Origin of the sequence: Cryobacterium sp. TMT2-18-2 (assembly GCF_004402245.1) — a bacterium.
GTDB lineage: Bacteria > Actinomycetota > Actinomycetes > Actinomycetales > Microbacteriaceae > Cryobacterium > Cryobacterium sandaracinum.
This window is the reverse complement of record NZ_SOFU01000013.1, coordinates 65,698-92,312: the sequence shown is the minus strand read 5'-3', so window position 1 is coordinate 92,312 and position 26,615 is coordinate 65,698. Positions and strand designations below refer to the sequence as shown.

The window sequence follows — 26,615 nt, the reverse complement described above, 5'->3', positions numbered from 1 at the left end:
ACATCCGCCGGGCCCCTTCTCGTTCTTGCGGCTGCCTAGACTGGTGGCTTGGATGTTCCGAATGAGTGAACCGAGAGAGATCGGTGGGCAGCGAATGCAGGAGTTTTTGGTGCGCCGGGCACGCACCACCGATGTGCCTCGAATCCAGGCGCTCGTGGCGCCACTGGTGCAGGAGCGTATTCTGCTCGGCAAGGAAAGCGTCGTCTTCTATGAGGCGGTGCAGGAATTCCGGGTGGTCGAGGATGCCGACGGCACTCTGATCGGCTGCGGCGCCCTGCACGTGATGTGGGAGGACTTGGGCGAGGTGCGCACCCTCGCCGTAACCGCCGACCGGCTCGGCCATGGCGTCGGCCACGCGCTGATGGACCGGCTCGAAGCGGATGCTCGCGAGCTCGGCCTCAGCCGCCTCTTCTGCCTGACCTTCGAGGTGCCATTTTTCGCCCGGCACGGCTTCACCGACATGGGCTCCGAAACCGTCGGCCCGCGGGTGTACGCCGAGCTCGTGCGCTCGCACGATGAGGGTGTCGCCGAGTTCCTCGACCTGGCCCGAGTCAAGCCGAACACGCTCGGCAACACCCGGATGGTCAAGCGGCTCGACTGACCGTCTGGAAGCTGGCCGCAGTGGGCAGAAGACAGCGAGAGATTACCCGTTCAGGTGCCGCTCAGGTGAGGGTAGTTATGGAGATTTCTGCTCATCCGAGCGAAACGCCCGAATTCACTGATTGTTACTTCGCAGGTAGCGCACTGGCAACACCGCCTCCGTAGCATGGCGATCACTGTCGATCGTTAATAGCTGAGGAAAACTATGTCGCCTGCACCGAACAGCCGTTTGAAACTGGCTTTTTCTGCTCTACTCGGAGTGGGGCTGGTCGCCAGCCCCATGGTGGCCCTGCCCGCCTTCGCCAACGTCGGCGGCACCGGGGTCGTGATCAACGAGGCCTACCTGAACGGCGGCAGCACGGGAGCGACCTACCTCAACAAGTTCGTCGAGCTCTACAACCCCACGGACGCTGCCGTCTCCCTCGCCGGCACCTCGCTGCAGTATCGGTCGGCCACAGGCGCGGCTAACCCGTCCGGCACGCTTGCACTGAGCGGCTCGATCCCCGCCAAGGGGTACTACCTGGTGCAGGGAACGGCCAACTCGACCAGTGGCGCGGCGCTGCCCACCCCCAACGCCACCCTCGGCTTCTCTTTCAGCGGCGGAGGCGGGACCCTCTTCCTCGCCAGCCAGGCCACGCAGCTGACGGCCCCGGCCACGGGATCCCTCCTCAACGCCCCGGGCGTCATCGACCTACTCGGCTACGGCACGTCGCTGACGTTTGAGACCACGGTGGCGTCTGCCGCCTCCGTCACCACCGCGCTCACCCGCGCCACGGGCCTCGACACCGACGTCAACTCGGCCGACTTCATCGTCGCGGCTCCCACCCCGACGAACGCCGCAGGCGAGACCGCAGCGACCCCGGTCGACCCGACCGCGACGCCGACCGCGACGCCGACCACGACGCCCACCGCGACAACTCCGCCCGTGCCTGCCACCGCCCTTGCGATCAACGAGATCCAGGGATCCACAGATGCGGGCGCCCAGACCGGCAAGGTCGTCACCACGACCGGCGTCGTCACCGCCACATATCCCACGGGCGGTTTCAAAGGATTTTACCTGCAGACCCCCGGCACCGGCGGCGCGGTCGACCTGACCACGCACACCGCGTCCGACGCCCTCTTCGTTTACACGAACGCACTGGCCGCCCCGGTCACGGCCGGCGACTACGTCTCCGTCACCGGCACCGCGAGCGAGTTCTTCGGCCTCACCCAGATCACGATCGCCGCGCTCAGCGATGTGACCGCGTTGGACAAGGCCGGGATCGTCGGCCCGGTGCCCGCCACGGTCGGCCTCCCGTCAACGGATGTCGCACGTGAGTCTCTCGAGGGCATGCTCGTCTCCCCGCAGGGCGACTTCACCGTCACCAACAACTATGCGACCAACCAGTACGGCGAGATCGGCCTCGCGGCCGGAACCACCCCGCTCGTCGGCCCGACCGTCACCGCTCGCCCGGGAACGGACGCGTACACCGCGGCCGTCGCCGGCAACAAGGCGCGCGCGGTCACCCTCGACGACGGTGCCACCACCAACTTCTTGTCCAGCATCAACAAGGACAAGCCCGTCCCCTACCTTTCGACGACCAGCCCGGTGCGCATCGGCGCCGCCGTCACGTTCGCGACGCCGGTCATCTTCGACTTCCGCAACAGTGCCTGGAAGTTCCAGCCGACCACCGAACTGGTGCCTGCGACCGCCGCAGCCGTGCAGCCCGCCACCTTCGCCGACACCCGCACCGCGGCACCTCGGTCGGTAGGCGGCGACATCCGTCTGGCCACCTTCAACGTGCTCAACTACTTCGCCACCACCGGTGACTCGATCTCCGGCTGCAGCTACTACACCGACCGGGCCGGCACGCCGATCACGGTCAACAGCGGATGCGACGCCCGCGGCGCGGCCACCCAGGTCAGCTTCGAGCGCCAGCAGGCAAAGATCGTCTCGGCGATCAACGCCCTCGACGCCCACGTCATCACGCTGGAGGAGATCGAGAACTCGGCCCGTTTCGGCAAGGACCGCGACTTCGCCCTCGCCAACCTCGTCACCGCCCTGAACACCGACGCGGGCAGCCCGGTTTGGGCGTTCGTACCCTCACCGGCCGCCCTCCCCGCTAGCGAAGATGTCATCCGCACCGCATTCATCTACAAGACCGCCGCGGTCGAAACCGTCGGCGGATCGACCATCTTCGACGACGCCGCGTTCGCGAACGCCCGCCAGCCGCTCGCCCAGGCGTTCCAGTTGGTCGGCGATGCCGGCAGCAGCTTCCTCGCGATCGTCAACCACTTCAAGTCGAAGGGTTCCGGAACCGGCGCCGACGCCAACACCGGCGACGGCCAGGGAGCCTCGAACCTGTCCCGCGTGAACCAGGCGACCGCGCTCGTCAAGTTCGCCGACACCTTGAAGACCAGTACCGGCATCGCGCGCGTCTTCCTCACCGGTGACTTCAACGCCTACGACCAGGAAGACCCGATCAAGGTCATCACCGACGCGGGCTACCTCAGCCAGGAGGCCAAGAGCGGCGAGTACACCTACGCCTTCGGCGGTACCGTCGGCTCGCTCGACCACGTGTTCGCGTCGCCCGAGGCGAATGCCGCGGTCACCGATGTGGACGTCTGGAACATCAACTCGGTCGAGTCCGTTGCGCTCGAGTACAGCCGCTACAACAACAACGTCACCGACTTCTACGTGGCCGACGCGTTCCGCTCGTCGGACCACGACCCGGCGATCGTCGGGTTGGCCCTCGCCAGCCCCACCGACGTCGACATCAACCTGCTCAACATCAACGACTTCCACGGGCGCATCGACGGCAACACGGTGAAGTTCGCCGGAACGATCGAGCAGCTCCGCGCGGAATACGGAGACGCGTCCACTTTGTTCCTCTCCGACGGTGACAACATCGGCGCTTCCCTGTTCGCCTCGGCGTCGCAGGGCGACAAGCCCACCATCGACGTGCTGAACGCGCTCGGACTCAAGACCTCGGCCGTGGGCAACCACGAGTTCGACCAGGGCTTCGCCGACCTCACCGGGCGCGTCGCCGAAGCCGCCGACTTCGAGTACCTCGGCGCGAACGTCTACCTGCTCGGAACGACGACCCCGGCGATGCAGGAATATGCGATCTTCGATGTCGACGGTGTCTCGGTCGGTGTGATCGGCTCCGTTACCAAGGAGACCCCGGCGCTGGTGTCGCCGAACGGGATCGCCAGCCTGAGCTTCGGTGACCCGGTCGCCGCGGTCAACCGGGTCTCGGCCCAGCTCACCGACGGAGACCCGGCCAACGGCGAAGCCGACGTGCTGATCGCCGAGTACCACGAGGGTGCCAGCGCCGGAACGCCGGACAACGCGACCCTCGAGCAGGAACTCGCCCTCACCGACAGTGTGTTCGCAGCGATCGTCACGCAGACGTCAGCCGAAGTCGACGCGATCTTCACCGGCCACACGCACAAGCAATACGCGTGGAACGCACAGCTGCCCGGTGCGCCCGCCGGCGTCACCCGCCCGGTGCTTCAGACCGGCAACTACGGTGAGAACATCGGTCAGGTCGTGCTGAACTACGACATTGCCTCCGGTGACACCACGACCGTGAAGAACCAGAACGTCAAGCGCTCGGTCACCGCCGACGCCACCCTGGTTGCCGCCTACCCGAGGGTCGCCTTGGTGAAGACAATCACGGATGCCGCGCTCGCCCAGGCGGCCGTCATCGGCAACCAGCCGATCGGCTCCGTCACCGCCGACATCACTCGCGCCTGCCTCGGTGGCACCGCACCGTGCGCGGAGAACCGGGCCGCACCATCGGCGATGGGCACCCTGGTGGCCAACTCGCTGCGCGAATCGCTGGCTGACCCGCTCAAGGGCGGCGCCGAAATCGGCGTGGTCAACCCCGGCGGCATGCGCGCCGAGCTGCTACTCGCACCGGACGGCGTCGTCACCTACGCCGAGGCCAACGCGGTGCTGCCGTTCCTGAACAACCTGTGGACGACCAGCCTCACCGGGGCCCAGTTCAAGACGGTACTGGAGCAGCAGTGGCAGCGTGACGCGGCCGGCAACATTCCGAGCCGTCCGTACCTGCAGCTAGGCCTCTCCGACAACGTCAACTACACGTTCGACGCGAGCCGGACCGAGGGTGACCGCATCACGGGCATCTGGATCGACGGCTCGGCAATCGATCCGGCGCGCTCCTACCGGGTCGGCTCGTTCAACTTCTTGCTCACCGGAGGCGACAACTTTCGGGAGTTCAAGAATGGAACGGGCACCCGCGACTCCGGTCTCGTCGACCGGGACGCGTGGATTTCCTACATCACGGCCAAGAGCCCGCTGACGCCGTCGTTCGCCACCCGCCAGGCCAGTGTCACGGGTGTCCCGACCGTGGCGGTCGAGCGCGGCGCCTCGGTCACGTTCACCGTGGGCAACCTGAACCTGAGCTCGCTCGGCGCGCCGAAGAACACGGCGCTGTCGTTGGTCTGGGCCGGCAGCAGTGCCAGCCTGGGCACGGCCGCCGTTGATGCAACGGGTGCGGCGACGGTCACCGTCACGGTGCCGCAGGATGCCGCGGCGAACAGCGTGCTCGAACTCACCACCACGGAGTCCGGCACGATCGTGCGGGTGCCGATCACCGTCGTTGTGCCGGTTCCGCCGACGAGTGAACCGGTCGCCGCCAGCCCGAAAGCGCTGACCAAGGCGCTCAAGAACGCGATCGTCACGGACGCGGCCACGTATGCCGTGGGTGCCCCGGTTACGGTCGACGTCGGGGCGGCGCGTGCCGGTGAGTTCGTCTCCGTGTCGCTGCAGTCCAAGCCAGTGGAGAACCTGGGCGGCTGGCTGCTGGTGAACGCGCAGGGTGAGGTCAGGACGACCCTGCCGGCCGACACCCGTGCGGGCAAGTACAAGCTGGTCGTGCAGGACGAGAACGATAACGTGCTCGGCTGGACCGAGATCAGGGTCGACAAGGCGCCGCGCGGCCGGTAGCCCGGGGCAAACCGGACCGGCGCGAAACCGAGCCTCTCGAGGTCGGCCGCGCCGGTTCGGCGTTTCCTGCCCGACACGCGCACGACACGCACAGCATTGCCGGCGGCGCCGGTATACCTCGTTAGCCTTGGGTAATGTCGACGATCAAACATCCGGTCGGCCCCCAGTCCAGCAAGGTGTACTGGCGCCGTCGTCTCGTGGTGGGCCTCGGCCTGCTCATCGTGCTCGCCCTCCTCATCCTGATCATCTCGTCTATCGTGCGCCCGGCCGCCGGCACCGGTGTGCCCGACAGCACTCCGACGCCCGCGGCCGAGGCGGCCGGGTCGGAGGTCTCCGCCTCCGACCCGGCGGCCGACCCGGCCGCGTGCGCCCCCGCATCCGTGCAGATCGAAGCGACCACCGACGCGGTCAGCTACGAACCGGGGGCAGAGCCGATGCTCTCGCTCAGCGTCACCAACATCGGCGACGTGCCGTGCGTGCTGAACGCGGGCACGGCGACGCAGGTGTTCACGGTGTCGAGCGGCACGGATGTCTACTGGACGTCGACCGACTGCCAGCAGGAGCCAGGCGACGCCGACGTCACCCTGCAGCCGGGTGAACCCGTGAGTTCCGGCGAAGCGATCGCCTGGGACCGCACCCGTTCGAACCCGGACACCTGCGGCGAAGCCAGCCGCGATGCCGCGCCGGCCGGCGGAGCGGCCTACAACCTGACCGTGAGTGTCGACGGCATCGAGTCGGCGAACCCGAAGCAGTTCTTCCTCTCCTGAACCGGCCCGGCCGCCGTTCGCTCGTGGCATGCCCCCCAAGGGTCGGATTCGTCGTGTCACTACCGCGCCAACTGGTTGAATGGAAGCCGTGACTGACGCTACTCCACCGACGCATTCCCCTGCCCTCGCTGCCGCTCTGGCCGCCCAGGATGTGGTCGCCGTGGCCTATGCCCTGCGCAACGACGTGATGATCGTGCCGCAGCTGGTCGTCAACGGGCAGGCGGAACAGGTGCGGGTCTTCGGCCGTGAAGGCACCGACCGACGGATGCTGCTGCTCTTCTCCTCCGCCGAGAACTACGCCCGCATGGTTCCCGACGAGATCGATCCGCAGATCATGGTCGGCGATGCACAGTGGCTTCGCGAATTCCTCACCGTGCACCAGCAGGTGCTCGAGATGGTGTTCTTCGACGTCGCCGGTCCCCATGTCATGCAGGCCGCACCGGCGGACCTGATGCGCGCCCTCGGCCCGCTGCCCGGCGAGGAAGAAACCGGCACGAGCGAACCCGGCCGGTAGCGCCCGACTGACCCCCTCAGGCTGGGGGTCCCCAGAGCCCCGGCCGCGTAGCCGGCCCGCGCTAGGCTGGCGCTAGACAGTGTTCGGCCCGCTCCCGAAGCGGAATCCGACGGACTTTTCACGGTCAGCATTCAGCCTGTCAGGGAGCAGGTCAGAGTAGTGGGGACCGAACAGGATCCGACCGATGCCCGCCTCGCGGGCATCGAGCGACAGTACTGGATCGACCGCAATATCGCCCTCCAGGACGCCGAGGCCTGGCTCGCCGAGTTCGGCGACGGGGAGCACGGAGCGACCGCGCGACGGCTGCAGGTTGTCGTCGCGGCCGTGCGCATCCGTCGCGGCGACCCGAGTCAGAGCGCCGTTGACGTGCAACAGATTCTGAGCTGGGCGGAGCAGCACGGCGAGCTCGCCCTTCAGTCGCGCTGTCACGACGTGCTCGGTTCCGTGTTCGAGATGGTGGGCGACCGCGCCCTGGCCTTGGAACACGCCGTCGCCGCGAACGACCTGCTCGAGGAGTCGGAGGTTCCACTCATGCGTGCAGCCGCCCGCAAGTGCCTGGCCGACGCGCTGGGCTCGGCCGGGTCCCTGGACGAGGCGCGCCGCCGCTACGACGATGCCCTCCGCCTCGTGATCGATGACCCCGAGACCATCATCCGCTACAACATCCTGAACAATCTCGCCTACACCGAGTACCTGGCCCACAATCAGGTTGAGGCCCTCGCGGCAGTGGAACAGCTGATCGGCCTGTCCGAGGTGGGCGACCGGCAGATCGGCATGTACGCCCTCGACACGGTCGCGCGCGTCTACCTGACGGCGGGGAGGCTGGACGAGGCGGAAGCGAAGCTGCTGCCGGCGATGGACCCGGCCGTGGGCGACCTGCATCCCGACGGGTCCGCAGTGGCTCTGGTCACGCTGGCCGAGATCTATCGCACGCAGGGCAAGCTGGCCCGGGCGCAGACCGTCCTCGACCGGTGCCGCGAGCTGTCCCAGCGGTTCGGGCTCACCCGCTGGTCGACGGAAGCGGCCAGGGAGCAGGCCGAGATCCATGCGGCCAACGGCGCCTTCCGCGCCGCGTTCGAGGCGTACCGGCACTTCCACGAACAGTCCGAGGCGCTCGGTGCGAGCGAGAACGAGTCGCGCGGGCGCATTCTCGATGCCATGTTCCAGACCGCCGAGTCCCGCCGAGAGAGCGAGCGGTATCGAGAGTTGGCTGAGCGCGATCCGCTCACCGGGCTGCACAACCGCCGGTTCGTCGATGAACATCTCAGCGCCGCGCTGATGCGTCTGCGCGAGGGTGGGCCGAGCGTGGCCATCGCCATGGTCGACCTCGATCACTTCAAGCGCATCAATGACACGCTGTCGCACGAGGTCGGCGACACTGTGCTGCGCGAGGTGGGCAGCATCCTGATCGCTGCGGCGGCATCCGCGGCCGACGGCATCGCCGCACGCCTGGGCGGCGAGGAATTCCTGCTGATCATGCCAGGCATCGACGCCATCGAGGCGTACCGGCGTTTCGAGGCGGTCTGCCGCTCGATCGCTGATCACGACTGGTCGCCGATCACCGGCGCCCTGCCGGTGACCGCGAGTCTCGGGATTGCCCTGGCGCCTGCCGACGGCCAGCAGAGCTCGGACCTGCTGCGCGCCGCCGATGTGCGCCTGTACGTGGCCAAACGTGACGGTCGCAACCGGGTCGTTCACGCCGCCATCGTCTCCACGTCGACCCCGGAGGCGGAACTGCTCGCGGCCCGATGACCGCGGTGGGTCGGGCTTTGCGGGGGTCGAGCGCCGGGCGCTCGAGCTCGGCGAGACCCCGGTGACCCGAACCTGCCGCTCGCCCGGGACATCCGTGGCGGCCCGCGCCGGATGCTCCCGTCTAGAACGCGCGGTCGAGCTCGGCGTCCCGTGCGGACTGGCCGGTCGCGATGGCCGCGGCGACCGCGGTGCCGATCGCGCCGGCCTCGGCATCGAGGCGGATGGTGAAGCCGAGCCGGGCAGCCTCGGCTGCGCGCAGCTTGGCCGCCGACACCGGTCGCACCTCGCCGGCGAGGCTGATCTCGCCGAACGCCACGGCCCCCTGAGCGATCGGCTTGTCCTTGAACGCGGATGCGATGGCGAGGGCGATGGCGAGGTCGGCGGCCGGTTCGGTGAGACGGATGCCGCCTACGGTCGACACGTAGACATCCATGCTGCCCAGCCCCGACAGGCTCGCCCGGCGCTCGAGCACAGCGAGGAGCATCGCCACCCGTGAAGAGTCCACCCCGTTGGTGACGCGGCGGGGGTTCGGAGCCTGGGTCTTGATCACCAGAGCCTGCACTTCGACCGGCATCGCCCGGCGGCCCTCGAGCGCCACCGTGACGCAGGTGCCGGACACGGGGGTGGAGCCGCGGCTGAGGAACAGCGCGCTCGGGTCGGGCACCTCGGCGATGCCGTCGCCGGTCATCTCGAAGCAGCCCACCTCGTCGGTCGAGCCGAACCGGTTCTTGAGCGCCCGCACGAAGCGCAGCGCGCTCTGCCGGTCACCCTCGAACTGGCACACCACGTCGACGAGGTGTTCGAGCAGGCGGGGCCCGGCGATCGAGCCGTCTTTGGTGACGTGCCCGACGAGCAGGATGGGCAGGTTGCGGTCTTTGGCCACCCGGATCAGAGTGGAGGCCACCTCCCTCACCTGGCTGGGCATGCCCGCAAGGCCGTCGGAGAGCGAGCTGGCCACCGTCTGCACCGAGTCGACGATGACGAGGTTGGGCTGAACGGCGTCGATCTGGCCGAGGATGGTGGCCAGGTCGGTCTCGGCGGCGATGTACAGCTCGGGTTGCAGCGCCCCGGTGCGCTCGGCCCGCAACCGCACCTGGCTGACCGATTCCTCGGCGCTGACGTAGAGCACGCGGGATTTGGCGGCCGCTGCCTTGGAGGCCACCTCGAGAAGCAGTGTCGACTTGCCGACGCCGGGCTCGCCGCTGAGCAGGATGACCGAGCCCGGCACGATGCCGCCGCCCAGCACCCGGTCGAACTCGGCGATGCCGGTAGGCCAGTGCGAGACGGCCGTGGTGTCGACGTGGGTGATCGGGCGGGCGACGCCCGCGCCGGTGACGCTGGCCGGCTTGAGCGCGCGGGCCAGGCTCGCCTTCTCGGTGGTGTCCACCACGGTGCCCCACTGCTGGCATTCGCCGCAGCGGCCTGCCCACTTCAGGGTGGTCCAGCCACACTCGGTGCAACGGAAGGAGGAAACGGGTCTGGCCATTCTGCGAGCCTAGCTCGGGCCGCTGACACCACCCGATTCCGAAGTGTTCGCCACCGGAGTCGACGTGGGATCCGGCGCGGGGGAGGGCAGGCCGACCGACACGGTCGAGGGCAGGCCGGCAGGCGCGTGTGCGGATGAGGGCAGGTCGACAGCCGCGTTGGGGGCATCCGGCCCGGCTAGGGCGGCAGGCCGGATGTCCCGCACCAGATGAGCGCTCAGCGCCGGAACGAACGCCTCGGCCCAGGCCCGGTAGCCGCGGTTATTGGGGTGGAACAGGTCGCCCGCGACATGCGTGGCGACGCTGCGCAGCCCGAGCCGCTTCGTCGTGGCGTGGAGCGGCACCACGCGTAGCTGGTGCTCCGCGGCCACCTGGCGGATGATGCGGTTGGCGACGGCGACCATCCGTTCGTTGCGGGGCAGGTGGAAGCAGGGTAGGTCGGCGACCAGGGCGTGCGGGGGCAGCGCCGCGAAGACCTGCCGGATGCCGGCCTCGAAGACGGCGGCGTCCCAGAGGGCGATGTCGTTGGCGCCGATCGCGACCGTGACGATGTCCGGGGTGAGCTTCACGAACGTGGGCAGCTGGTCGCGCACAGCCAGTTCGACCGTGGCCCCCGACACGCTCAGGTTCACCACGCGCACCGAGCGGCCGGTGGAGAGACGGATGTGGTCGGTCAGGATTCCGACATAGCCGCGGTGCGGGGAACTCGCCCCGATCCCCTGCGCAGCACTGTCTCCGATGACGGCGTAGATCAGCTCGCCCTTGTCTTTCGCGCGGGCGCGCCACCAGAGAGAGTGCACCGGCAGGGTCTCATTGAGAATCACCGAGCTCTCGGCGATGCGACGCTGGAAGCCCCGGTAATTGATCACGGCGGCGGCGCCGAGGCCGGCCGCTGTGGCCAGGGTTCCGGCAGTGAGGGCAAGGGAACGGAGCCTGTGGTTCGCGGTGATCACCCGGTGAGAATACCGCTTCGTGCTGGGTTCTCGTCGTTCAGGTCGTTCAGGGTCGTTCGGGGCCGTTCAGACACGGATGTCCGCCGCCGCGATTCGCGCAAGGCCCCCGATTTCAACTAAACTCTCCCTCGGTACCGTGTCCGAGCGGCCGAAGGTGCAACTCTCGAAAAGTTGTGTGGGGGAGACTCCACCGTGGGTTCAAATCCCACCGGTACCGCCACAGAAAACCCCCTGCAGCCCAGTGTTTCATTGGGAAGCAGGGGGTTTTTTCTTGTCCGGAATGACCCAGCGGTAACGCAGCGGTAACGGAACATTTGGGAGCGGGTGTGAGCAAGTGTGAGTTGAGGCGCGCGGAGTGTGGTGACCCACGCGACTGCCGGGGAGCCCGCACCTTCCTGGCGACCATCTTCATGGTGCGCTGTGGCGGCTGGAGAGCAGCCGTTTCAATGTCCTCGCATCGATCACGGCGAGGGGGTGCGCTGTTAGTGAGCGCATGGAGCTACGCGGCCTCGACACGCCCGACATGTCTGGGAATCAGCTGTGTGGCCGATGTCTCCGAAATGCACACTCATACACATTCACCCTCGCCGGGACATGTACCTGTCTGGAAGCGGAACGCCCCATACGAGACAAGGGGAACGGGCCTATCCAGCTTCAACGGTCGTACACATTCTCGCGACGACAACTCAAGTTTAGGACCCCCCGGGCGCGCACAGATTCAAGGGAGTTGAGAGGAGAGTGCACATCTGTACACATACTTATCGTGGGTGCGAGCAGAGTCGCTAGGTTTAGTGATCCGGCGGTACAAACGGCACACGCGGTCCGTCCACCCGAGATCCGCGTAAATCCGCGGAGGTTAAGGTTGATTCGATGGGTTTTCGATTTTTCAAAAGCGGAACATCGCCGGTGCTTTTCCGGCGGGCTCGCGCCCAACGCACGACGACCGCCACGTCTGAACGCATGAAGTGCTATCCAACTGCTCCTAAAGCAGGGAGCCGGAGCCACCGGAACTTAGTCGCACAATCAGAGGCGAGTGCCGTCGTTCTTGTTCCAATCTGGAGGCCACTCCTCGCGCGCAGCGTCCACCCACTCCGGTGACCTGCCTGGCCAACCTGTCGCCAGTGTGTCCCTTTGAACGTAGTAATGGCTTCGGTGCTCCGCGCCGCCCGTCTCCAGCACAGCTCCCCCGGGAGTGCGGCGCCAGGCGCGCCATACTTGTCCTCGCTCGGCGGTCTCGACCACGAATCGAAGATCAAGTCCGCCAAGAAGCACTTCGCCGCGATCGGCATCGACGACTACGCAAAGTCGAGCCCGGAGAATTGGAATCTGTGATGCATAAGCGCCGGCGTCGATCGATTTGAAGGATGATTCCCAGCTAGTTGTTTGCTTGGTCATTGCCGGTTTGCTGCCCGAGTCACCAGAGACGGGCCTCCGCGAATTTCCCGGTTCTGATGTGCTCAAGACTCGTTGCCAGAATCAAACGTTGCCAGCGGAGCGCTACCGGGATTGAAGCTCAGGGTGGGTGATCCTTATGCCAATCTGGGTACACCTCAGCTGGACGTCAGGTGGTTACATCGGAAACCGTCAAGATGGGGTCAATTTCTTATTCGTTGACAGCTCTCAACCTCGGGTCTCAGGGTCCAAACGGGCGGGCCGGAAAGCTCCGTGACAGGTCAGCGATTTGCATACGTGCGGGGAGCGACCGGTGCGCCGTTCGACTGGAATACGGGCTCGGACGAGACGGCGACCTGTCAGTATTGGGGTATCTGGGATGGGAGATTGTGGTGGCACTTGCAGGTCCAGGCGAGCTGCTCACAGCTCTCGACGTCCTCGAAAACGCTCTCGGATCCCGCCCTACGCCTGAGCAGCTCCGCAAGCTCACCATCCCGGAACTCGATGAGTTGTCCGGCCTCCTAGGCGAGCTTTCCGAGGCGCAATGCGACGACGAAATTCCGGGGGGCGCATCCCTACGTGTCAGGGTGAGTTGAGGCCAGTAGCTCGGAGCAAGTCCGCCGTTTGACGTAGGGCGAGAATCAGGAAGTCCCACCATGTCCAGCCCATCGTTGATCGCCGTGCGCGACGATAGTTCCATGAACAACAGCAGTCCCGGCCCGCGCGCGGGCGGCCCCACGCCCCGGCGTTCGTTCACGCCGAAGCAGAAACTTGACCACCTCGCCGCCTACGAGGACGCCATCTCCCGCAACGGGGGCGGCGCGTATTTGCGGGAGCAGGGGATCTATTCCTCACAGATCACGGAGTGGCGAAAACTGCGCGATGCCGGGGTGCTGCAGGGCAAGAAACCTGGGGAGAAGATCGGCCGGCTCACGCCCGAGCAGGCCGAGATCGCCCGGCTCCGCCGCCAACTTGAGTTGACGGAACGGAGGTTGGAAACGACGGGGGTGGCGTTGGAGATCATGTCAAAAATGCACGAGCTACTCGAAAATCTTTCGAAGAGCTCGCGGGACGAAACACCGCACACGAAACCGTGATGACCACCTACCGCGATCTCACGGGCCGCGGCGTTCCGACCCGGACGGCCGCCGCCCGGGTCGGGTTGCCTCGGGCGACCGCGACCCGGACGCCCCGCACCCGGGCCGCCCGGCAGGTGGTGGTGCCGGCGAATCGGCTCGATGTCCTCGAGCGGGCCCGGATTCTGGCGGTGGTGAACTCGGCCCGGTTCGTGGATTTGCCGCCGATCCAGATCTACGCGCAGCTGCTCGACGAGGGCGTGTATTTGGCGTCGATCTCCACGATCCACCGGGTGTTGGCCGAGAACCAGCAGGTCAAGGAACGCCGCCGGTTGGCCCGCCACCCGGCCCGCGCGATCCCGGAACTTGTCGCTACCGGCCCCGGCCAGGTCTATACGTGGGACATCACGAAACTGCCCGGTCCGACGGTGACCAGACGCTGTGGGATTTCCAGGCGATGATGAGGCGGGCCCTGACAGCCACGATCGGCGAGCTTCGCAGGCTTCGGTCCGGGATCGGAGGCGATATGAGCGTCGAGGCGTTCGTCACCGACAGGGAGGTCGTCGCGGAACGGTTGCGGGGCCAAGTGAGCAACCTAGAGCAGGTGCGGTTCGAGGCCTTCAAGAAGAGCCTCGCCCGCGGGGAAGGTTGGTGCCATGCTAGTGGGCGCGGTTGACCGTGGAATCCACCGACACCTCCCAATTGATCAGCCCGGCGGCGTCCGCCCGGGCCAGCAGCGAAGCAAGGGCCTTGTCCCAGGTCCCGTCGGCACTGTAGCGGCGGTGGCGTTTCCAGACCGTCTGCCACGGCCCGAAGTGCGGCGGCAGATCCCGCCACTGGATGCCGGCCCGATACCGGTAGATGATCCCCTCCGTCATAAGACGGTGATCCTTGAACGGACGGCCCAACTTCCCCGCCGATTCAGGCATCAACGGGGCAATCTGCTTCCACTGGGCATCCGACAACACGGCGTAACGAGGGCTCACTCCTCTGGCGAGTAGCCCGAGTTGGTAGCGCTAGTCCAGGCACCTGGTGTGTTATCTCGTGACTTCGTGGACACTAAATCTCATCACTTCGCGGACGCTGGGTCTCATGGCTTCGTGTGTCCTGTCTCAACGCATCGTGGACACACGATCTCATGACATCGTGTGTCCACGAAGTCACGAGATAACACACCAACTCGCCGGACTACCGCTACCACCAAGCGCTACTCGCCAACTCCTCCATCCTGCCGATGAACAGCCCATCATTGGGAGACACGCCCTAGCGGTCACGGTCCAGGTGAAGCCGGTTCCCCAATTCGGAACCGGCGACGTCGATACCTCCCGAGACCGGGGCATCATCCCCAGCCGTCGCCGGTTCCACCTTTCTGAAGCCAACTCAGCCGTAGGTGGCTCCGCCCGGGCGCTCAGCCGCAGCTCAGCCGGTGCTATCGAGAATCAGGCGCGCCGCTTCCGTTGGTTGGTCCCAGTGCGGGAAGTGACCGCAGTTTTCGAACCAGTGCAGCGTTGCATCCGGGAACAGCTCCGTGGCCCGCGCCGCCTCACTGGGAACGGTGACCTTGTCCTTCCGCCCCCATCCAATGACCACTTTGCCCTTGAGTGAACCGGCCGGTGCGCCTTCCTGGCGGGGTCCGTGAATCAGCGCGTTGAGAGCCGGGTCCAGGCTGGTCGATGTCTTGAACCCGCGAAGCTCGTGCAGGACCAGATCCTGTGGCAGCTTCCAGGGGTGGGCGGAGAACTGTGCCATCAGGGCCGTGCGACCCACAGGGTTGCCCGTGAGGAAGGGGAGCGCCGGTTGGATGCGGCGCACCAGTGCGACGGATGCCTTGATGCTTGCACCAAAGATCGCTGCCTGGCGGTCATTCCAGAATCCACCAGGGTCCAGTGCGACCGTGGTGCCAGCGTGCCCGCGGCGTGCCATTTCCATTACCATCCGGGCGCCCATGGAGCTGCCTACCAGATCAAGGTCACCCAGTTCCGCGTCGCGGATAAAGGCTTCGACGGAATCGGTCAGCGTGGCAATGGTGGTTTCGCCGGTCAGCGGCGCGGATTCGCCGCAACCGGGGAGGTCGACGGCGATGACATCACGTTCAGCGGCCAGCGCCGGGATTACCGGGTTCCAGTTGCCAATACTGGAACCGACCCCATGGATCAGCAGGAGTGGCTTACCGGAGCCTTGCCGAGTTGAGTGCAACATGACTTCACTGTAGGGGCAGTGCAACATATCTGGCCAGAGGCCCGACGGCACAGCGATACGCCGTTAGGCAGCGCATCCAACATGTCTTGGATCAAACACATCTCAGGTCGAACACGCCTCAGGCAGGGGCGAAGAGTTCCAGCGCCACGTTGTCGGGGTCCCGGAATTCCAGGATGTAACCGGCTCTTCATAATTGAGGGTGTAGTTGGAGCCTGAATCCTCCGGTTTCCAGGAGTGAGCGGGCGACATAGTTGGCGAGGTTGCGGAATCTCAGGGCTGATCCGCGGAGGTGTTCGAGGCGGCATTGGATCGCCTCGGTGGGCCCGTTGGAGGTGCCGGGCCGGTCGAAGTGCGCCAAGACGTCTGCGGCTCGTTTCTTGAGGGTGCGTCCGAGGGTGACGAGCTCGGTGAGGGCGGCCGGGACGCCGTGGCTGACCGATTCGATGAGCTTCTCCGCCAGACGCACGACGTCGTTGAGCCGGCTCGTGCGGTGCTGGTGTGTCGAGTGGCTCGCCGGTCACTGACACTCCGCGGGCGCCGGTGCGCCGGGTTCGGCCGCGGATCAGCGCGTGGTGGGTACGGAACACGGGTGCCCCGATCTGAGCTTGCGCGTCGTGGAAGAACACCACGTTGGATACCGGCCCGCTGCCGTCGTCCAGTGAGAGAAAGACGACACGTTTGCCGCTACGCATCGGGGGAGTGTGCGTGGCCCGGCGGACCCCGGCGACGAGGACTTCAGTGCCGCCGGGCAGGTTCACGAGCTCCGACGCGGGAGTGACCCCGAGTTCCTTGAAGAGGGGGTAGAACCGGGTCATTTGGTGCTGGCTGACGGCGAGGCCGAGGTCTCGAAGTTCCACGTCTGTTTGGGTGCGGCCGCGGAGATCGAGGGCGGTAACAGACCGGTAGAAGTCGGGCAGTGGCAGTTCGATATCGAAGGCGAGCTGGTCGGGGCCGACGGGTAGGGCCTTGCCGCCGAGGCTCTGGATGTGGGCGAGGAGGTCGCCGCGGCGGGCGCGGTCGTAGCCGATGAACGAGTCGAGGGCGCCGACCCGGGCCAGGGCTTCGAACGTGCGCCGGCGCGGCCGCACCCGGTCCCGGAAGTCCTGCAGGGACGAGAACGGTTGATGCTCGGCGATCCGCTGCCGCTCGAGCGCACTGGAGCCGGCGAGTTCGGGCAGGGCGAGGCGGATAGCGAGCTGCCCGTCGCCCAGCTGCTCCACCCGGTAGTCCAGTGCGGACTTCTGGACGTCGAGGCCGAGGACGGTGACACCAAGGTTGCGGGCTTCGGCAATGATCAGGTCCTTGGGCCACATGCCGGGGTCGTGGGTGAGGAGCCCGGCGAAGAACGTGGCCGGGTGGTGCGTTTTCAACCAGGCGCTCTCGTACGTGGTCCGGGCGAACGCGGCCCCGTGTGCCTTGGCGAACCCGAAACTGCCGAACCCGGACAGCACCTTCCAGGCCCGGTCGACGACGGGCGCCGGGAACCCGCGGGTGGCCGCCTGCTTGCGCACGTACGCTTCGATCTCGGCGAGGTCGCCGGATTTTCCGAGGTGCCGGCGGAACACATCGGCTTTGCCCATCCCGCAGCCGGTTAGCTCGTCGAACAGACGCATCACCTGCTCGTGGAAGACAACAACACCGTTGGTTTCGGCCAGGAACGGTTTGAACCGCGGATGCATGTGGTCGGGTGCAACTTCCCCGTGCCGCGCCTTCAGATACTGCAGGGGCATGTTCGCCTGCATGGGGCCGGGGCGGAACAGGCTGATCTCCACGGTCAGGTCGTTGAACACTTCCGGTTGCAGCTTCCCGATCAGCTCCATCTGTCCGGGGGACTCGAGTTGGAGGACGCCGAGGGTGCGGGTGGTGCGGAGCATCTCGTAGGTGGGTTCGTCGTCGAGGGGGACCCGGTCCAGATCGATGGTCTCCCCGGTGAGTCGCCGGTGCTCCTCGATCGCGTAAGCCATCGCCGATTGCATCCGGACGCCGAGGATGTCGAGCTTGATCAGACCCATCGGGTCCATGTCGTGTTTGTCGTACTGGGACATCGGAAGCCCCATCCCGGAGCGTTGCACGGGCGTCCGGTCCAAGAGAGACGTGTCGGAGAGGATAACGCCGCACGGGTGCACGCTGATGTGGCGGGGGAGCCGGTCGAGCTTCGCGGTCAGGTCCACCAGCTGGTCCAGCTGCTGCGACTCGCGCACCTGCGCGGCGAGTTCCGCAAGCTCGGGTTTCTCCTCGAGGGCCCGGCGGAAGTCGCGGGCGTTGAACCGCCACATCTGCTTCGCGATCGCCGCGACCTGGTCCTCCGGCATGCCGAGCGCAAGGCCGGCATCGCGGACGGCGCCCCGTCCCCGGTAGGCGTTGGTCATGGACATCAGTGACACCCGGTCGGCGCCGAAGACCTGGAACACTTCCCGGTAGATGTCGTGACGCCGTGCGGATTCGACGTCAATATCGATGTCGGGGAGGGTCTGGCGTTCGGGGGAGAGGAACCGCTCCCAGATGAGACCGTTTTCGATCGGTTCGACCGAGGAGGTGCGGAGCGCGTAGTTCAAGACCGAGCCGACCCCGGAACCCCGGGCTTGCACCCGGACGCCCATGCCCCGGATCAGGTCGGCGACCCGGGCCACGGTCAAGAAGTACGCGGCGAACCCGAGGTGCTCGACCGTCTCCATCTCATGCGCGAGCTCCAGGTGCGCGGCACGGGCGAGGGTGGTGCCGGCGTAGCGGTCGTCGATGCCATGCCGGGCACGCCGCCACAACTCAGCGACCGGGTCACCAACGACGCCGATGATCGAGGCTTCCGGCATCCTCGGCGTGCCGAGTCCGATATCTGCGGCCGGGTCCAGGGCGCACCGGTCCGCCAGCTCGAGGGTCGCCTGCAGGAGTTGGTCGAGGGCGTCGGGGTTCCGGGCGCCGGCGTCGACAACCATGCGGGCGACCTGGCGCATGTGCTGTGCGTCTTTCAGCCAGGCTTGCCCGTTCGCCTGCGGTTCCTCGAGTTGGGCGAGCGGGGTGAGGTGGCAGACGACTTCGAGGGTGACCGTGCCGATCGGCATAACGCGGAGCCACGCGCGCAACCCAGCGACCGACTCGGCACTGTCCCGGCGTTCTACCGCGAGCCCCACATCCGAGAGCGGCCCGAGGAGCACGGTCAGGGTGCGTCCCTCCGCCCAGGTGGCGAGCCGGCGCCGGTCGATGCTCGGCACCCGGCCGGCCTCGTGCGCGGAACTCACGGCCCGGCAGAGTGCGGCGTACCCGCGGCCATCCGCGCCGTGGGCAAGCAGGGTCACCCGGCCGAGCGGCCGGTGCTCATCATCGTGGACGGCCAGGTCCGCGCCGAGGCCCGCCCGGATCCCGGCGGCCGCGCTTGCCCGCACGTGTTTGACAGCCCCGTACAGTCCGTCGCGGTCGGTGAGGGCGAGGAAGTCAGCGCCGGCGGCCGCGGCCTGGTCGACGAGGGCGTCGGGCATGGTGACGCCGTAATGCGGGGACTATGCGGAGGCAACGTGGAGGTGCGGGAAGCTCTGCCGCATTCGTACCTCCAACCCCTGCTATCGAACGTTTATTCGATATGGGGAGTGTAGGTCTGGGCTCTGACACTCACAAGATCTCTGGGAGTTACAACTAGTCGTCGCGGCTTAAGAGAAACACTTCATCGCAGTCTCGCTAAAGCTCGATCCCGCCGCCATCGTTGATCTACTGTCGACGACCAGCTTGCTGAGGCCGGAGACGAGGGAGAATTGGGGAAGTACCGAAGCTGGCAGTCGCGGCTTCACGGAAGGAAACACAACATGACACAAGGACTCGTCACCGCCGTAGGCACCGCGGATGCCGCCATCGAGAGCACCCTGGGACACGTTTTCCTCGGCCGGGTTTTCGACGCGGTTCTCTTCGATATGGACGGCACCCTGGTCGACTCGACGCGGGCTGCGAATCGGTCCTGGATGCGTTGGGGCGCAGAAGCGGGCCTCGGCCCCTCGTTCACCGGCGTTGAGCACGGTGTGCCAGCCCGGCAGATGGTCGCCCGCCACGTCCCAGAGGACAAAATCGAGTGGTCCATCGCGCGGGTCCTCGAGCTTGAGCTCGGCGACCTCGAGGGCGTCGTAGTCCTCCCTGGGGCGGCGGAGCTCATGCAGTCCCTGCCCGAGGACCGCCGGGCCATCGTCACCTCCTGCTCCCGTGCGCTGTGCCTCGCCCGGCTTGAGTCCGCAGGCTTCCCCGTGCCGGCGACCGTCGTGACCATGGATGACACGCCGCGCGGCAAGCCGTTCCCCGAGCCGTTCCTGGCGGCGGCTGCTCGACTGGGTGCGGATCCGCGCCGGTGCGTCGTGGTCGAAGACGCCCCCACCGGCCTCGAAGCAGGTCGTGCTGCCGGATGCCTGACGATCGGTGTTGTCGGAACGTATACGGCGGACCAGCTTGACGCTGACCTCGTGGTTCCTAGCCTCAAACGCCTGCGGATCAGGGTTCTGAATACCGGCGTCATGTTCGAGCTGCTCCCCGAGTAGTCCCGGGGTGGGAATGGTGGGGACCGCACCCACGCGAGTACAGAAATAGGCCCGCGGGCCCTGGTTACTGGCAGCCGTCCCATGGCTCCAAGCGATCAACAAGTGATCGCTCGCAAGACTTAACACTTACGTTACGGTAGAGTTGGCGGATCGGGTTGGTTGGTATTCGTCAGAGGCCAACAACCTGACAATTATCAAGAAGGCTCATTCGCGCGCTCTCGAGCGATCCACGATCGCCGACGCGCTGAGCGGGTCTGCAACTTTGCAAGGAGCACAGTGAACTCAAATTCCTACGTATCAACAACCACTCGCATCGACGGGATCGGGGGCTACGTCACCTTGACGTCCCCTCAGGCCGCCGAGGCCACCGGCTATGTCAGCCACGCCGAGCCGCGGTCCCGTGTCGGCCGCTTCATCTCGGATGCGCCGAGAGTGTCGCCGATCCGGGCTTAGAGCTCACAGGGAAAAAGACGAGTGGCCCCGCCAATTGGCGGGGCCACTCGTCTTTGTTTGTGTCGGGGCTCAGTGGCCGCCGCCGAGGTTCCCCGCGAGGCGGGTGTGCATTGTCGAGCTGGCTTCGTTCATGCCCACGATGACGACGCGCTTGCCGTGGCGCTCGTATTTGTTGGTGATCGCGTCGAGCGCGGCGACGGTGGAGGCATCCCAGATGTGCGAGTTCGACACATCGATCACGATGCGGTCGGGGTCGTCCGCGTACTCGAACTGCGTGGTGAGGTCGTTGCTGGAGGCGAAGAACAGGGCCCCGGTGACGGTGTAGCAGGCGGTGGGGACGGGTTCGTCTTCGGGGAGGGTGCGCTCCACGTTCACGAAGTGGGCGACGCGGCGGGCGAAGGCCACCATGGCGACGATGACCCCCACGATGACGCCGATGGCCAGGTTATGGGTGAGCACGATCACGATCACGGTCGAGACCATGACGGCCGTTTCGCTCTTGGGCATGCGCTTGAGGGTGCTCCAGCGGATGCTGTGCCAGTCGAAGGTGAGGTAGGCCACGATGATCATGACCGATACCAGGGCGGCCATCGGCACGACCGCGAGCAGGTCGCCGAGCCCGAGGACCAGGACCAGGAGGAAGATTCCGGCGAGGAAGGTGGAGATGCGGGTGCGGGCGCCGGAGGCCTTCACGTTGATCATGGTCTGGCCGATCATGGCGCAGCCGCCCATGCCGCCGAAGAAGCCGGAGAGCATGTTCGCAACTCCCTGGCCCCAGGCTTCGCGGGTCTTGTGCGAGTGGGTGTCGGTGACTTCGTCGACGATCTTCGCGGCCATCAGCGACTCGAGGATGCCGACCAGCGCCATGCCGAGGGCGAACGGGGCGATGATCGTGAAAGTCTCCCAGGTCAGTGGCACGTTGGGGAGGAACAGCTGGGGCAGACTGTCGGGCAGGTCGCCCTGGTCGCCGATGGTGGGCACGTTGATCGCGATCACGACGGTGGCGATGGTCAGCACGACGATCGACACGAGCGGTGCGGGGATGACCTTGGTGAGGCGAGGCATCACGATCATGATGAGGATGCCGACCGCGACGAGCGGGTAGACCATGAACGGCACATTGAGCAGCTGCGGCAGTTGGGCCGTGAAGATGAGGATGGCGAGGGCGTTGACGAAGCCGACCATGACGCTGCGCGGGATGAACCGCATGATCTTGGCCACGCCGATCACGGCCAGGATGACCTGGAAGACGCCGGCGAGTATGACGGTGGCGATGAAATAGTCCAGGCCGTAGTCGCGGGCCACCGGGGCGATGACAAGCGCGATCGCGCCAGTCGCTGCAGTAATCATCGCGGGCCGACCGCCGAGGAACGATATAGACACGGCCATGACGAACGACGAGAACAGGCCGACGCGCGGGTCGACACCGGCGATGATCGAGAAGGCGATGGCTTCGGGGATGAGTGCCATCGCCACGACGAGGCCGGCGAGTACTTCACGGGTGAGGATGCGCGGCGTGCGGAGCGCGGTCATCACCGTCGGTTCGGCCTGGTAGCGGTTGGGCGTGGGGGTTTTTTGGAGCAGGGCCATGGGGCCTCCGGTGAGAGGGTCTCAATGAGAAACCGGGATGGAAAAAGAACGGGGGAGGGGCGCCTCGATGCGCAGGTCGACATTGTCACAGACGACAATGGAGGGTGGGCTCACACCGTAGTGTCAGCCAACACTCGCAACACTACTCTAACGTTAGGGTTGGGTGTTAGCTGATCAACGAAAGGATCCCAGATGACCGCGGATACAGCGACCGGAACGATGCACATCGGCGAGCTGGCCGAGAAGACCGGATTGTCGTTGCGCACGATTCGTCACTACGACGAAATCGGCCTGCTCAAGGCGTCCGGTCGCACCGAAGGCGGGTTCCGGCTCTACACGCAGGAAGACCTGTCGCGGCTGATCCTGATTCGCCGGATGAAGCCGCTCGGGTTCTCGCTCGAGGAAATGATCGAACTGCTGAAGGTCATCGACATACTCCAGGGCGGGGAGTCGGGCTCGGACAACCCGGAGGTGCGCGCGGAGCTGAGCAACTTCATCCGCCTCGCGGTCGAGCGGCGCGAGAAGCTGCGCGACCAGCTGAAGATGGCGGACGAGTTCCTGGACCTGCTGCGTCGCCAGTAGTCAGGCGTGCCGTGGCGGCCTCACGAAGAGCGCCAGGACGGCCACGCTGATCGGAATCAGCGCCAGCACCATCGCCGGTATGGTGAACCCTCCGGTCGCATCGAATCCCAGTGAGAATGCCACCGGCCCGAACGCCGTCGAAGCCAGGCTGATCGACATGGCCACACCACGGATGCTGCCGATGTGCAGGGTGCCGTAGAAGCGAACGTAGGAGGCCGCTTCCATGCCTCGGAGGCTGCCGCCGGCCGCACCCAGCACCAGGCCGTAGACGACGGCGGTCCAACCGGAGCCGACCAGCGGCAGCATCAGGAGGGCCGCGGTCAGCGTGCTCATTGCGAACACCATGATCAGTTTCGGGTTGACCCGGTCGACGAGGCTGCCCGTGAGCACGGTTGCCAGGATGCCTGTGATCGTCTGGGGGAGGAAGTTCGCCGCGGCTTCCAGCGGGCTGAGCCCCTGCTCGCCCAGCAGGGCGATCTGGTGGAAGGCGAGTCCGGTGGTGAGCATGCCCGAGGTGGCCAGGCTGGCCGCGAGGAGCCAGAACATGCCGGTCCGGATGGCCTCCGGCAGCGTCCAGGAGACACCCTGAATGGTGATCTGGGCCGTTGACGGCACTGTTGGCCCCGTTTGCACTGTTGACCCTGTTAGCCCCGTTGGCACAGTGCGGCGGCTGCGGCGAGGGAATGCGAAGGCAAGTGGAATCACGATTACGGCCACCGCAGCCGCTTCCCACCGCCAGGCGTTGTGGATGCCGACCACGGCGATGAGTCGTTCCAGACCGATCGGGGCCAGGGAGATTCCGGCTGAACCGATCGCGCTGGTCAGTCCCAGGGCGAGGCCCCGTCGATGGTGGATGGCGCGGGCGACTGCGGTCGTGGTGGCGAGGGTCAGAGCCCCCTGTCCGACCATCCGCACGCCCACGAACCCGGCGGTGAGGCCACCGATCTCACCGACGAAGCTGAGCGAGAACAGGATTAGGGCGAAGGCGGCTCCGAGGCTGATCGTGACTGGACGTGCACCCCACCGGTCCAGGGCCCGGCCGACCACGGGTTGGGCGCTCGCGCCCAGGAGCGTTCCGATCAGGTAGCTGACGGAGATGTCGGTGCGAGACACCCCCAGCTCGGCGATGAGCGGATCGGTGAATACCGACAATCCGGCTGTTTGGCCCGGTGCCGTCATGACCGAGATCAATCCGGCCGCGCCCACCAGGCCCACCCAGGTCCACGGAACCGGCCGGCGAGAGCGGGACCGGCCCGCTGATGCACTGTCGCTGAGTCTCGACGGGTGCGAGGCTTCGGTACTGGGGGGTGCTGCGGGAGACGACACGAGACCTTTCACGGGAGGGGAACGCACGGGAGCGTTTTGCCACATACGATCTGTCTACCTTACTCTCACGTAAGAGGAGGGTGCGACTTGGTGTTCGCTCCGGGCCGCAACCGAGGGAGGTACTCATCCCTTACGTCACGGTAGGGTTGACGGGTGGGGGCATCTTGCCACTCGCGCTCTGGAGAGGAGCAATTCATGTTCGTTCATCCGCTGGCCCGCACCGATCAGCACCTGATCCAGGACTTCATGCTCACCAAAATCGCTCTGCTCCTGGCTCGGCACGCCGAGCGCGAGGAATGGGTCTTTGAAATGAGAGCCATGGATGAGAAAGCGCGGGAGGGCAGCTCGGGTGGCCCGGCCTTCCTTTTCGTCTATACGGTCGCGCGGTACTACATCGCCGTGACGTGTACCCAGTCCGAGGCTCCAGTGGACACCGGCTCGTTCGGGAAGCCGCGACCGACCTTCGTCGATGACTTCACGGGTGCTGTTGCCGCCAATGATTCGCAGCGAGCCCTGTCCCTCTGGATGACCTCACCGTTCAGCCTTGAAACCAGTGTTGCCGCATCGGCAACGCAGCAACTCGCGTTCGGTTTCATCGATCGATTGACCGTTCCCGAGACCGAGCTCATCGCGAGCAATGTGGCGGACTTCCTCCCAGACCCTTTTATCCCCGTATCCGTAGGCAACGACAAGCCTGAACACTGAGACCGGCACGCTGGTATGCGACCGGCCTCGCACCAAGAAATGAGTTACTTTGACCAAGCATCAGCTTGACCTGTCCACCCCGCCGCCTCTGCCCAAGCGCGGCCTCCGCGTGACGCCGCTCGGAGGCCTGGGCGAGATCGGCCGCAACATGACCGTCTTCGAACACCAGGGCAAGCTCCTGATCGTGGACTGCGGCGTGCTCTTCCCCGAGGAGAACCAGCCCGGCATCAACGTGATCCTGCCCGACTTCTCCTCCATCCAGGACCGGCTGCAGGACATCGAGGCGATCGTTCTCACCCACGGCCACGAAGACCACATCGGCGGGGTCCCGTACCTGCTGCGTGAGCGCAAGGACATCCCGATCATCGGGTCGGAACTGACCCTGGCTTTCATCAGCGCCAAGCTCGAAGAGCACCGCATCACGCCGCGCCTGATCGAGGTCAAGGAAGGGCAGCGCCGCAAGGCCGGCCCGTTCGACCTCGAGTTCCTCGCCGTGAACCACTCCATCCCTGACGGGCTTGCCATCGCGATCCGCACCGAGGCCGGCCTGGTGTTGCACACCGGTGACTTCAAGATGGACCAGTTCCCGCTCGATCACCGTCTCACCGACCTGCCCGGCTTCGCCCGGCTCGGCACCGAGGGCGTCGACCTGTTCCTGGTTGACTCGACGAACGCCGACGTGCCCGGATTCACCACCACCGAGGGCGACATCCGCCCGGCCATCGACGCCGTGTTCCGCACGGCGCCGCGCCGCATCATCGTCTCCAGTTTCGCCAGCCACGTGCACCGCATTCAGCAGGTCATCGACGCTGCCGCCCGTCACGATCGCAAGGTGGCCTTCGTCGGCCGGTCGATGGTGCGCAACATGGGCATCGCCGCGAAGCTCGGCTTCCTCGACATCCCGCAGGGACTGCTCGTGGACGCCAAGGCCCTGGAACGGATGAAGGACAATAAGGTCGTGCTTATCTGCACCGGTTCGCAGGGTGAACCGATGGCCGCACTGGCGCGCATGGCCAACCGTGAGCACACCATCAAGATCGGGGAGGGTGACACCGTGCTGCTGGCCAGCTCGCTGATCCCCGGCAACGAGAACTCGATCTACCGGGTCATCAACGGGCTCACCCGCTGGGGTGCCAACGTCGTGCACAAGGGCAACGCCAAGGTGCACGTCTCCGGCCACGCGTCGGCCGGCGAGCTCACATACTGCTACAACATCGTCAAGCCCAAGAACGTCATGCCCGTGCACGGCGAATGGCGTCACCTCACCGCCAACGCGAACCTCGCTATCCGTACCGGTGTCGACGAGGAACAGGTCCTGGTCGTGGAAGACGGCGTGGTCGTCGACCTCGTCGACGGCGTCGCCAAGGTCACCGGCCGAGTCGCGGCCGACCTCGTCTTCGTGCACGGGATGACCGTGGGCGGTGAAGGGTCGGATGAGGCCCTCGCCGACCGGGTCCAGCTCTCCGAAGACGGCGCCCTGACGATCCTCGGCATCCTGGACACCCGCACGGGCCTGCTCGTCGAGCCGGTGGAGTTCATCGCGCGCGGCTTCGTGCAGGATGACGAGTGGATTCGAGGTGCGACCAAGTCGATCGACGACGCCCTCGCCGCCGCGAACAAGGTCAAGACCGTCACCGGGTCCGAACTCGAGGACATCTTCACGCAGAGCGTGACCCGGTGGATGCAGCGTAAGTACCGCCGCATCCCGGTTATCACCTCGGTCGTCGTGGACGCCTAACCGGCGAGGCGTCACCAGC

The 26,615-nt window shown here is 66.2% G+C and carries 18 protein-coding genes, 1 tRNA gene and 3 pseudogenes; 14 read left to right on the top strand and 8 right to left on the bottom strand.

Annotation, left to right across the window (positions count from 1 at the left end; all coding sequences use genetic code 11):
* Window positions 1-94 precede the first annotated feature (94 nt).
* From E3O22_RS04510 to E3O22_RS04490, 5 genes are all read left to right on the top strand, one after another.
* Window positions 95-601 carry an amino-acid N-acetyltransferase gene (locus E3O22_RS04510; RefSeq protein ID WP_134395398.1) on the top strand — a complete coding sequence of 169 codons (507 nt, stop codon included), beginning with the start codon at window positions 95-97 and terminating at the stop codon, window positions 599-601.
* 204 nt (window positions 602-805) lie between these two features.
* A complete protein-coding gene (locus E3O22_RS04505; RefSeq protein WP_134395366.1) occupies window positions 806-5,554 on the top strand; it encodes an ExeM/NucH family extracellular endonuclease in 4,749 nt (1,582 codons plus the stop codon).
* A gap of 134 nt (window positions 5,555-5,688) precedes the next feature.
* Window positions 5,689-6,321 carry a hypothetical protein gene (locus E3O22_RS04500; RefSeq protein WP_134395365.1) on the top strand — a complete coding sequence of 211 codons (633 nt, stop codon included), beginning with the start codon at window positions 5,689-5,691 and terminating at the stop codon, window positions 6,319-6,321.
* An 88-nt stretch (window positions 6,322-6,409) separates the two neighbouring features.
* Window positions 6,410-6,835, top strand: a complete 426-nt coding sequence (locus E3O22_RS04495) for a dehydrogenase (RefSeq protein WP_233191481.1) — start codon at window positions 6,410-6,412, stop codon at window positions 6,833-6,835.
* A gap of 159 nt (window positions 6,836-6,994) precedes the next feature.
* Complete coding sequence (locus E3O22_RS04490) at window positions 6,995-8,587, top strand: diguanylate cyclase (protein ID WP_134395364.1); 1,593 nt, start codon at window positions 6,995-6,997, stop codon at window positions 8,585-8,587.
* Window positions 8,588-8,708: 121 nt separating this feature from the next.
* On the opposite strand, the gene radA is transcribed toward E3O22_RS04490, so the two are convergent.
* Window positions 8,709-10,073, bottom strand: a complete 1,365-nt coding sequence (gene radA / locus E3O22_RS04485; RefSeq protein WP_134395363.1) for a DNA repair protein RadA — start codon at window positions 10,071-10,073, stop codon at window positions 8,709-8,711.
* A 9-nt stretch (window positions 10,074-10,082) separates the two neighbouring features.
* On the bottom strand, window positions 10,083-11,024 hold the full coding sequence (locus E3O22_RS04480; protein WP_241976514.1) for an SGNH/GDSL hydrolase family protein: 942 nt from the start codon (window positions 11,022-11,024) through the stop codon (window positions 10,083-10,085).
* Between the two features lie 130 nt (window positions 11,025-11,154).
* Between E3O22_RS04480 and E3O22_RS04475 the strand changes: the two genes are divergently transcribed.
* From E3O22_RS04475 to E3O22_RS04460, 4 genes are all read left to right on the top strand, one after another.
* A tRNA-Ser gene (locus E3O22_RS04475) sits at window positions 11,155-11,244 on the top strand.
* 923 nt (window positions 11,245-12,167) lie between these two features.
* On the top strand, window positions 12,168-12,356 hold the full coding sequence (locus E3O22_RS04470; protein WP_134395362.1) for a hypothetical protein: 189 nt from the start codon (window positions 12,168-12,170) through the stop codon (window positions 12,354-12,356).
* A 731-nt stretch (window positions 12,357-13,087) separates the two neighbouring features.
* The gene (locus E3O22_RS04465) at window positions 13,088-13,513 is read left to right on the top strand and encodes a hypothetical protein (RefSeq protein ID WP_134395361.1); all 426 of its coding nucleotides are present in this window, start codon (window positions 13,088-13,090) and stop codon (window positions 13,511-13,513) included.
* Window positions 13,513-13,953 carry a hypothetical protein gene (locus E3O22_RS04460; RefSeq protein ID WP_134395360.1) on the top strand — a complete coding sequence of 147 codons (441 nt, stop codon included), beginning with the start codon at window positions 13,513-13,515 and terminating at the stop codon, window positions 13,951-13,953. Before E3O22_RS04465 ends, E3O22_RS04460 begins: the two co-directional genes overlap by 1 nt.
* Before the next feature lie 201 nt (window positions 13,954-14,154).
* Here E3O22_RS04460 and E3O22_RS04455 read toward each other — a convergent pair.
* The 4 genes and pseudogenes from E3O22_RS04455 to E3O22_RS16245 all read right to left on the bottom strand — a co-directional run.
* Window positions 14,155-14,478, bottom strand: a pseudogene (locus tag E3O22_RS04455) (transposase); the annotation flags it as partial.
* A gap of 433 nt (window positions 14,479-14,911) precedes the next feature.
* Window positions 14,912-15,691, bottom strand: a complete 780-nt coding sequence (locus E3O22_RS04450; protein ID WP_241976513.1) for an alpha/beta fold hydrolase — start codon at window positions 15,689-15,691, stop codon at window positions 14,912-14,914.
* Between the two features lie 187 nt (window positions 15,692-15,878).
* Window positions 15,879-16,139 (bottom strand): annotated as a pseudogene (locus tag E3O22_RS04445) (transposase); the annotation flags it as partial.
* A 574-nt stretch (window positions 16,140-16,713) separates the two neighbouring features.
* Window positions 16,714-19,164 (bottom strand): annotated as a pseudogene (locus E3O22_RS16245) (PHP domain-containing protein); the annotation flags it as partial.
* Between the two features lie 321 nt (window positions 19,165-19,485).
* On the opposite strand from E3O22_RS16245, the gene E3O22_RS04430 reads away from it, so the two are divergent.
* Together E3O22_RS04430 and E3O22_RS15825 are read left to right on the top strand one after the other, a co-directional pair.
* Window positions 19,486-20,202 carry an HAD-IA family hydrolase gene (locus tag E3O22_RS04430; RefSeq protein WP_134395358.1) on the top strand — a complete coding sequence of 239 codons (717 nt, stop codon included), beginning with the start codon at window positions 19,486-19,488 and terminating at the stop codon, window positions 20,200-20,202.
* A gap of 276 nt (window positions 20,203-20,478) precedes the next feature.
* The gene (locus E3O22_RS15825; protein ID WP_166784553.1) at window positions 20,479-20,655 is read left to right on the top strand and encodes a hypothetical protein; all 177 of its coding nucleotides are present in this window, start codon (window positions 20,479-20,481) and stop codon (window positions 20,653-20,655) included.
* Between the two features lie 69 nt (window positions 20,656-20,724).
* On the opposite strand, the gene E3O22_RS04425 is transcribed toward E3O22_RS15825, so the two are convergent.
* Window positions 20,725-22,245 carry a SulP family inorganic anion transporter gene (locus E3O22_RS04425; protein WP_134395357.1) on the bottom strand — a complete coding sequence of 507 codons (1,521 nt, stop codon included), beginning with the start codon at window positions 22,243-22,245 and terminating at the stop codon, window positions 20,725-20,727.
* Between the two features lie 192 nt (window positions 22,246-22,437).
* Between E3O22_RS04425 and E3O22_RS04420 the strand changes: the two genes are divergently transcribed.
* Entirely contained in the window at window positions 22,438-22,827 is a 390-nt protein-coding gene (locus E3O22_RS04420) for a MerR family transcriptional regulator (RefSeq protein ID WP_134395356.1), read from the top strand.
* Here E3O22_RS04420 and E3O22_RS04415 read toward each other — a convergent pair whose 3' ends face one another.
* Complete coding sequence (locus E3O22_RS04415; RefSeq protein ID WP_134395355.1) at window positions 22,828-24,006, bottom strand: MFS transporter; 1,179 nt, start codon at window positions 24,004-24,006, stop codon at window positions 22,828-22,830. It abuts the gene before it with no gap.
* 342 nt (window positions 24,007-24,348) lie between these two features.
* On the opposite strand from E3O22_RS04415, the gene E3O22_RS04410 reads away from it, so the two are divergent.
* Window positions 24,349-24,858 (top strand): hypothetical protein, encoded by a 510-nt coding sequence (locus E3O22_RS04410; RefSeq protein ID WP_134395354.1) that lies wholly within the window; start codon window positions 24,349-24,351, stop codon window positions 24,856-24,858.
* Window positions 24,859-24,907: 49 nt separating this feature from the next.
* Window positions 24,908-26,596: a ribonuclease J gene (locus E3O22_RS04405; protein WP_198410566.1), complete on the top strand. Its 1,689-nt coding sequence runs from the start codon at window positions 24,908-24,910 to the stop codon at window positions 26,594-26,596.
* The last annotated feature ends 19 nt before the right edge of the window (window positions 26,597-26,615 follow it).

Excerpts from the sequence above, each read along its gene's own strand:
- E3O22_RS04450 (WP_241976513.1), bottom strand. The coding sequence starts at position 15,691 with ATGTTGCACTCAACTCGGCAAGGCTCCGGTAAGCCACTCCTGCTGATC.
- E3O22_RS04460 (WP_134395360.1), top strand. The coding sequence starts at position 13,513 with ATGACCACCTACCGCGATCTCACGGGCCGCGGCGTTCCGACCCGGACG.
- E3O22_RS04420 (WP_134395356.1), top strand. The coding sequence starts at position 22,438 with ATGACCGCGGATACAGCGACCGGAACGATGCACATCGGCGAGCTGGCC.
- E3O22_RS04430 (WP_134395358.1), top strand. The coding sequence starts at position 19,486 with ATGACACAAGGACTCGTCACCGCCGTAGGCACCGCGGATGCCGCCATC.
- E3O22_RS04415 (WP_134395355.1), bottom strand. The coding sequence starts at position 24,006 with ATGACGGCACCGGGCCAAACAGCCGGATTGTCGGTATTCACCGATCCG.
- E3O22_RS04425 (WP_134395357.1), bottom strand. The coding sequence starts at position 22,245 with ATGGCCCTGCTCCAAAAAACCCCCACGCCCAACCGCTACCAGGCCGAA.
- E3O22_RS04505 (WP_134395366.1), top strand. The coding sequence starts at position 806 with ATGTCGCCTGCACCGAACAGCCGTTTGAAACTGGCTTTTTCTGCTCTA.
- E3O22_RS04410 (WP_134395354.1), top strand. The coding sequence starts at position 24,349 with ATGTTCGTTCATCCGCTGGCCCGCACCGATCAGCACCTGATCCAGGAC.
- E3O22_RS04470 (WP_134395362.1), top strand. The coding sequence starts at position 12,168 with ATGGCTTCGGTGCTCCGCGCCGCCCGTCTCCAGCACAGCTCCCCCGGG.
- radA (WP_134395363.1), bottom strand. The coding sequence starts at position 10,073 with ATGGCCAGACCCGTTTCCTCCTTCCGTTGCACCGAGTGTGGCTGGACC.
- E3O22_RS04500 (WP_134395365.1), top strand. The coding sequence starts at position 5,689 with ATGTCGACGATCAAACATCCGGTCGGCCCCCAGTCCAGCAAGGTGTAC.
- E3O22_RS04510 (WP_134395398.1), top strand. The coding sequence starts at position 95 with ATGCAGGAGTTTTTGGTGCGCCGGGCACGCACCACCGATGTGCCTCGA.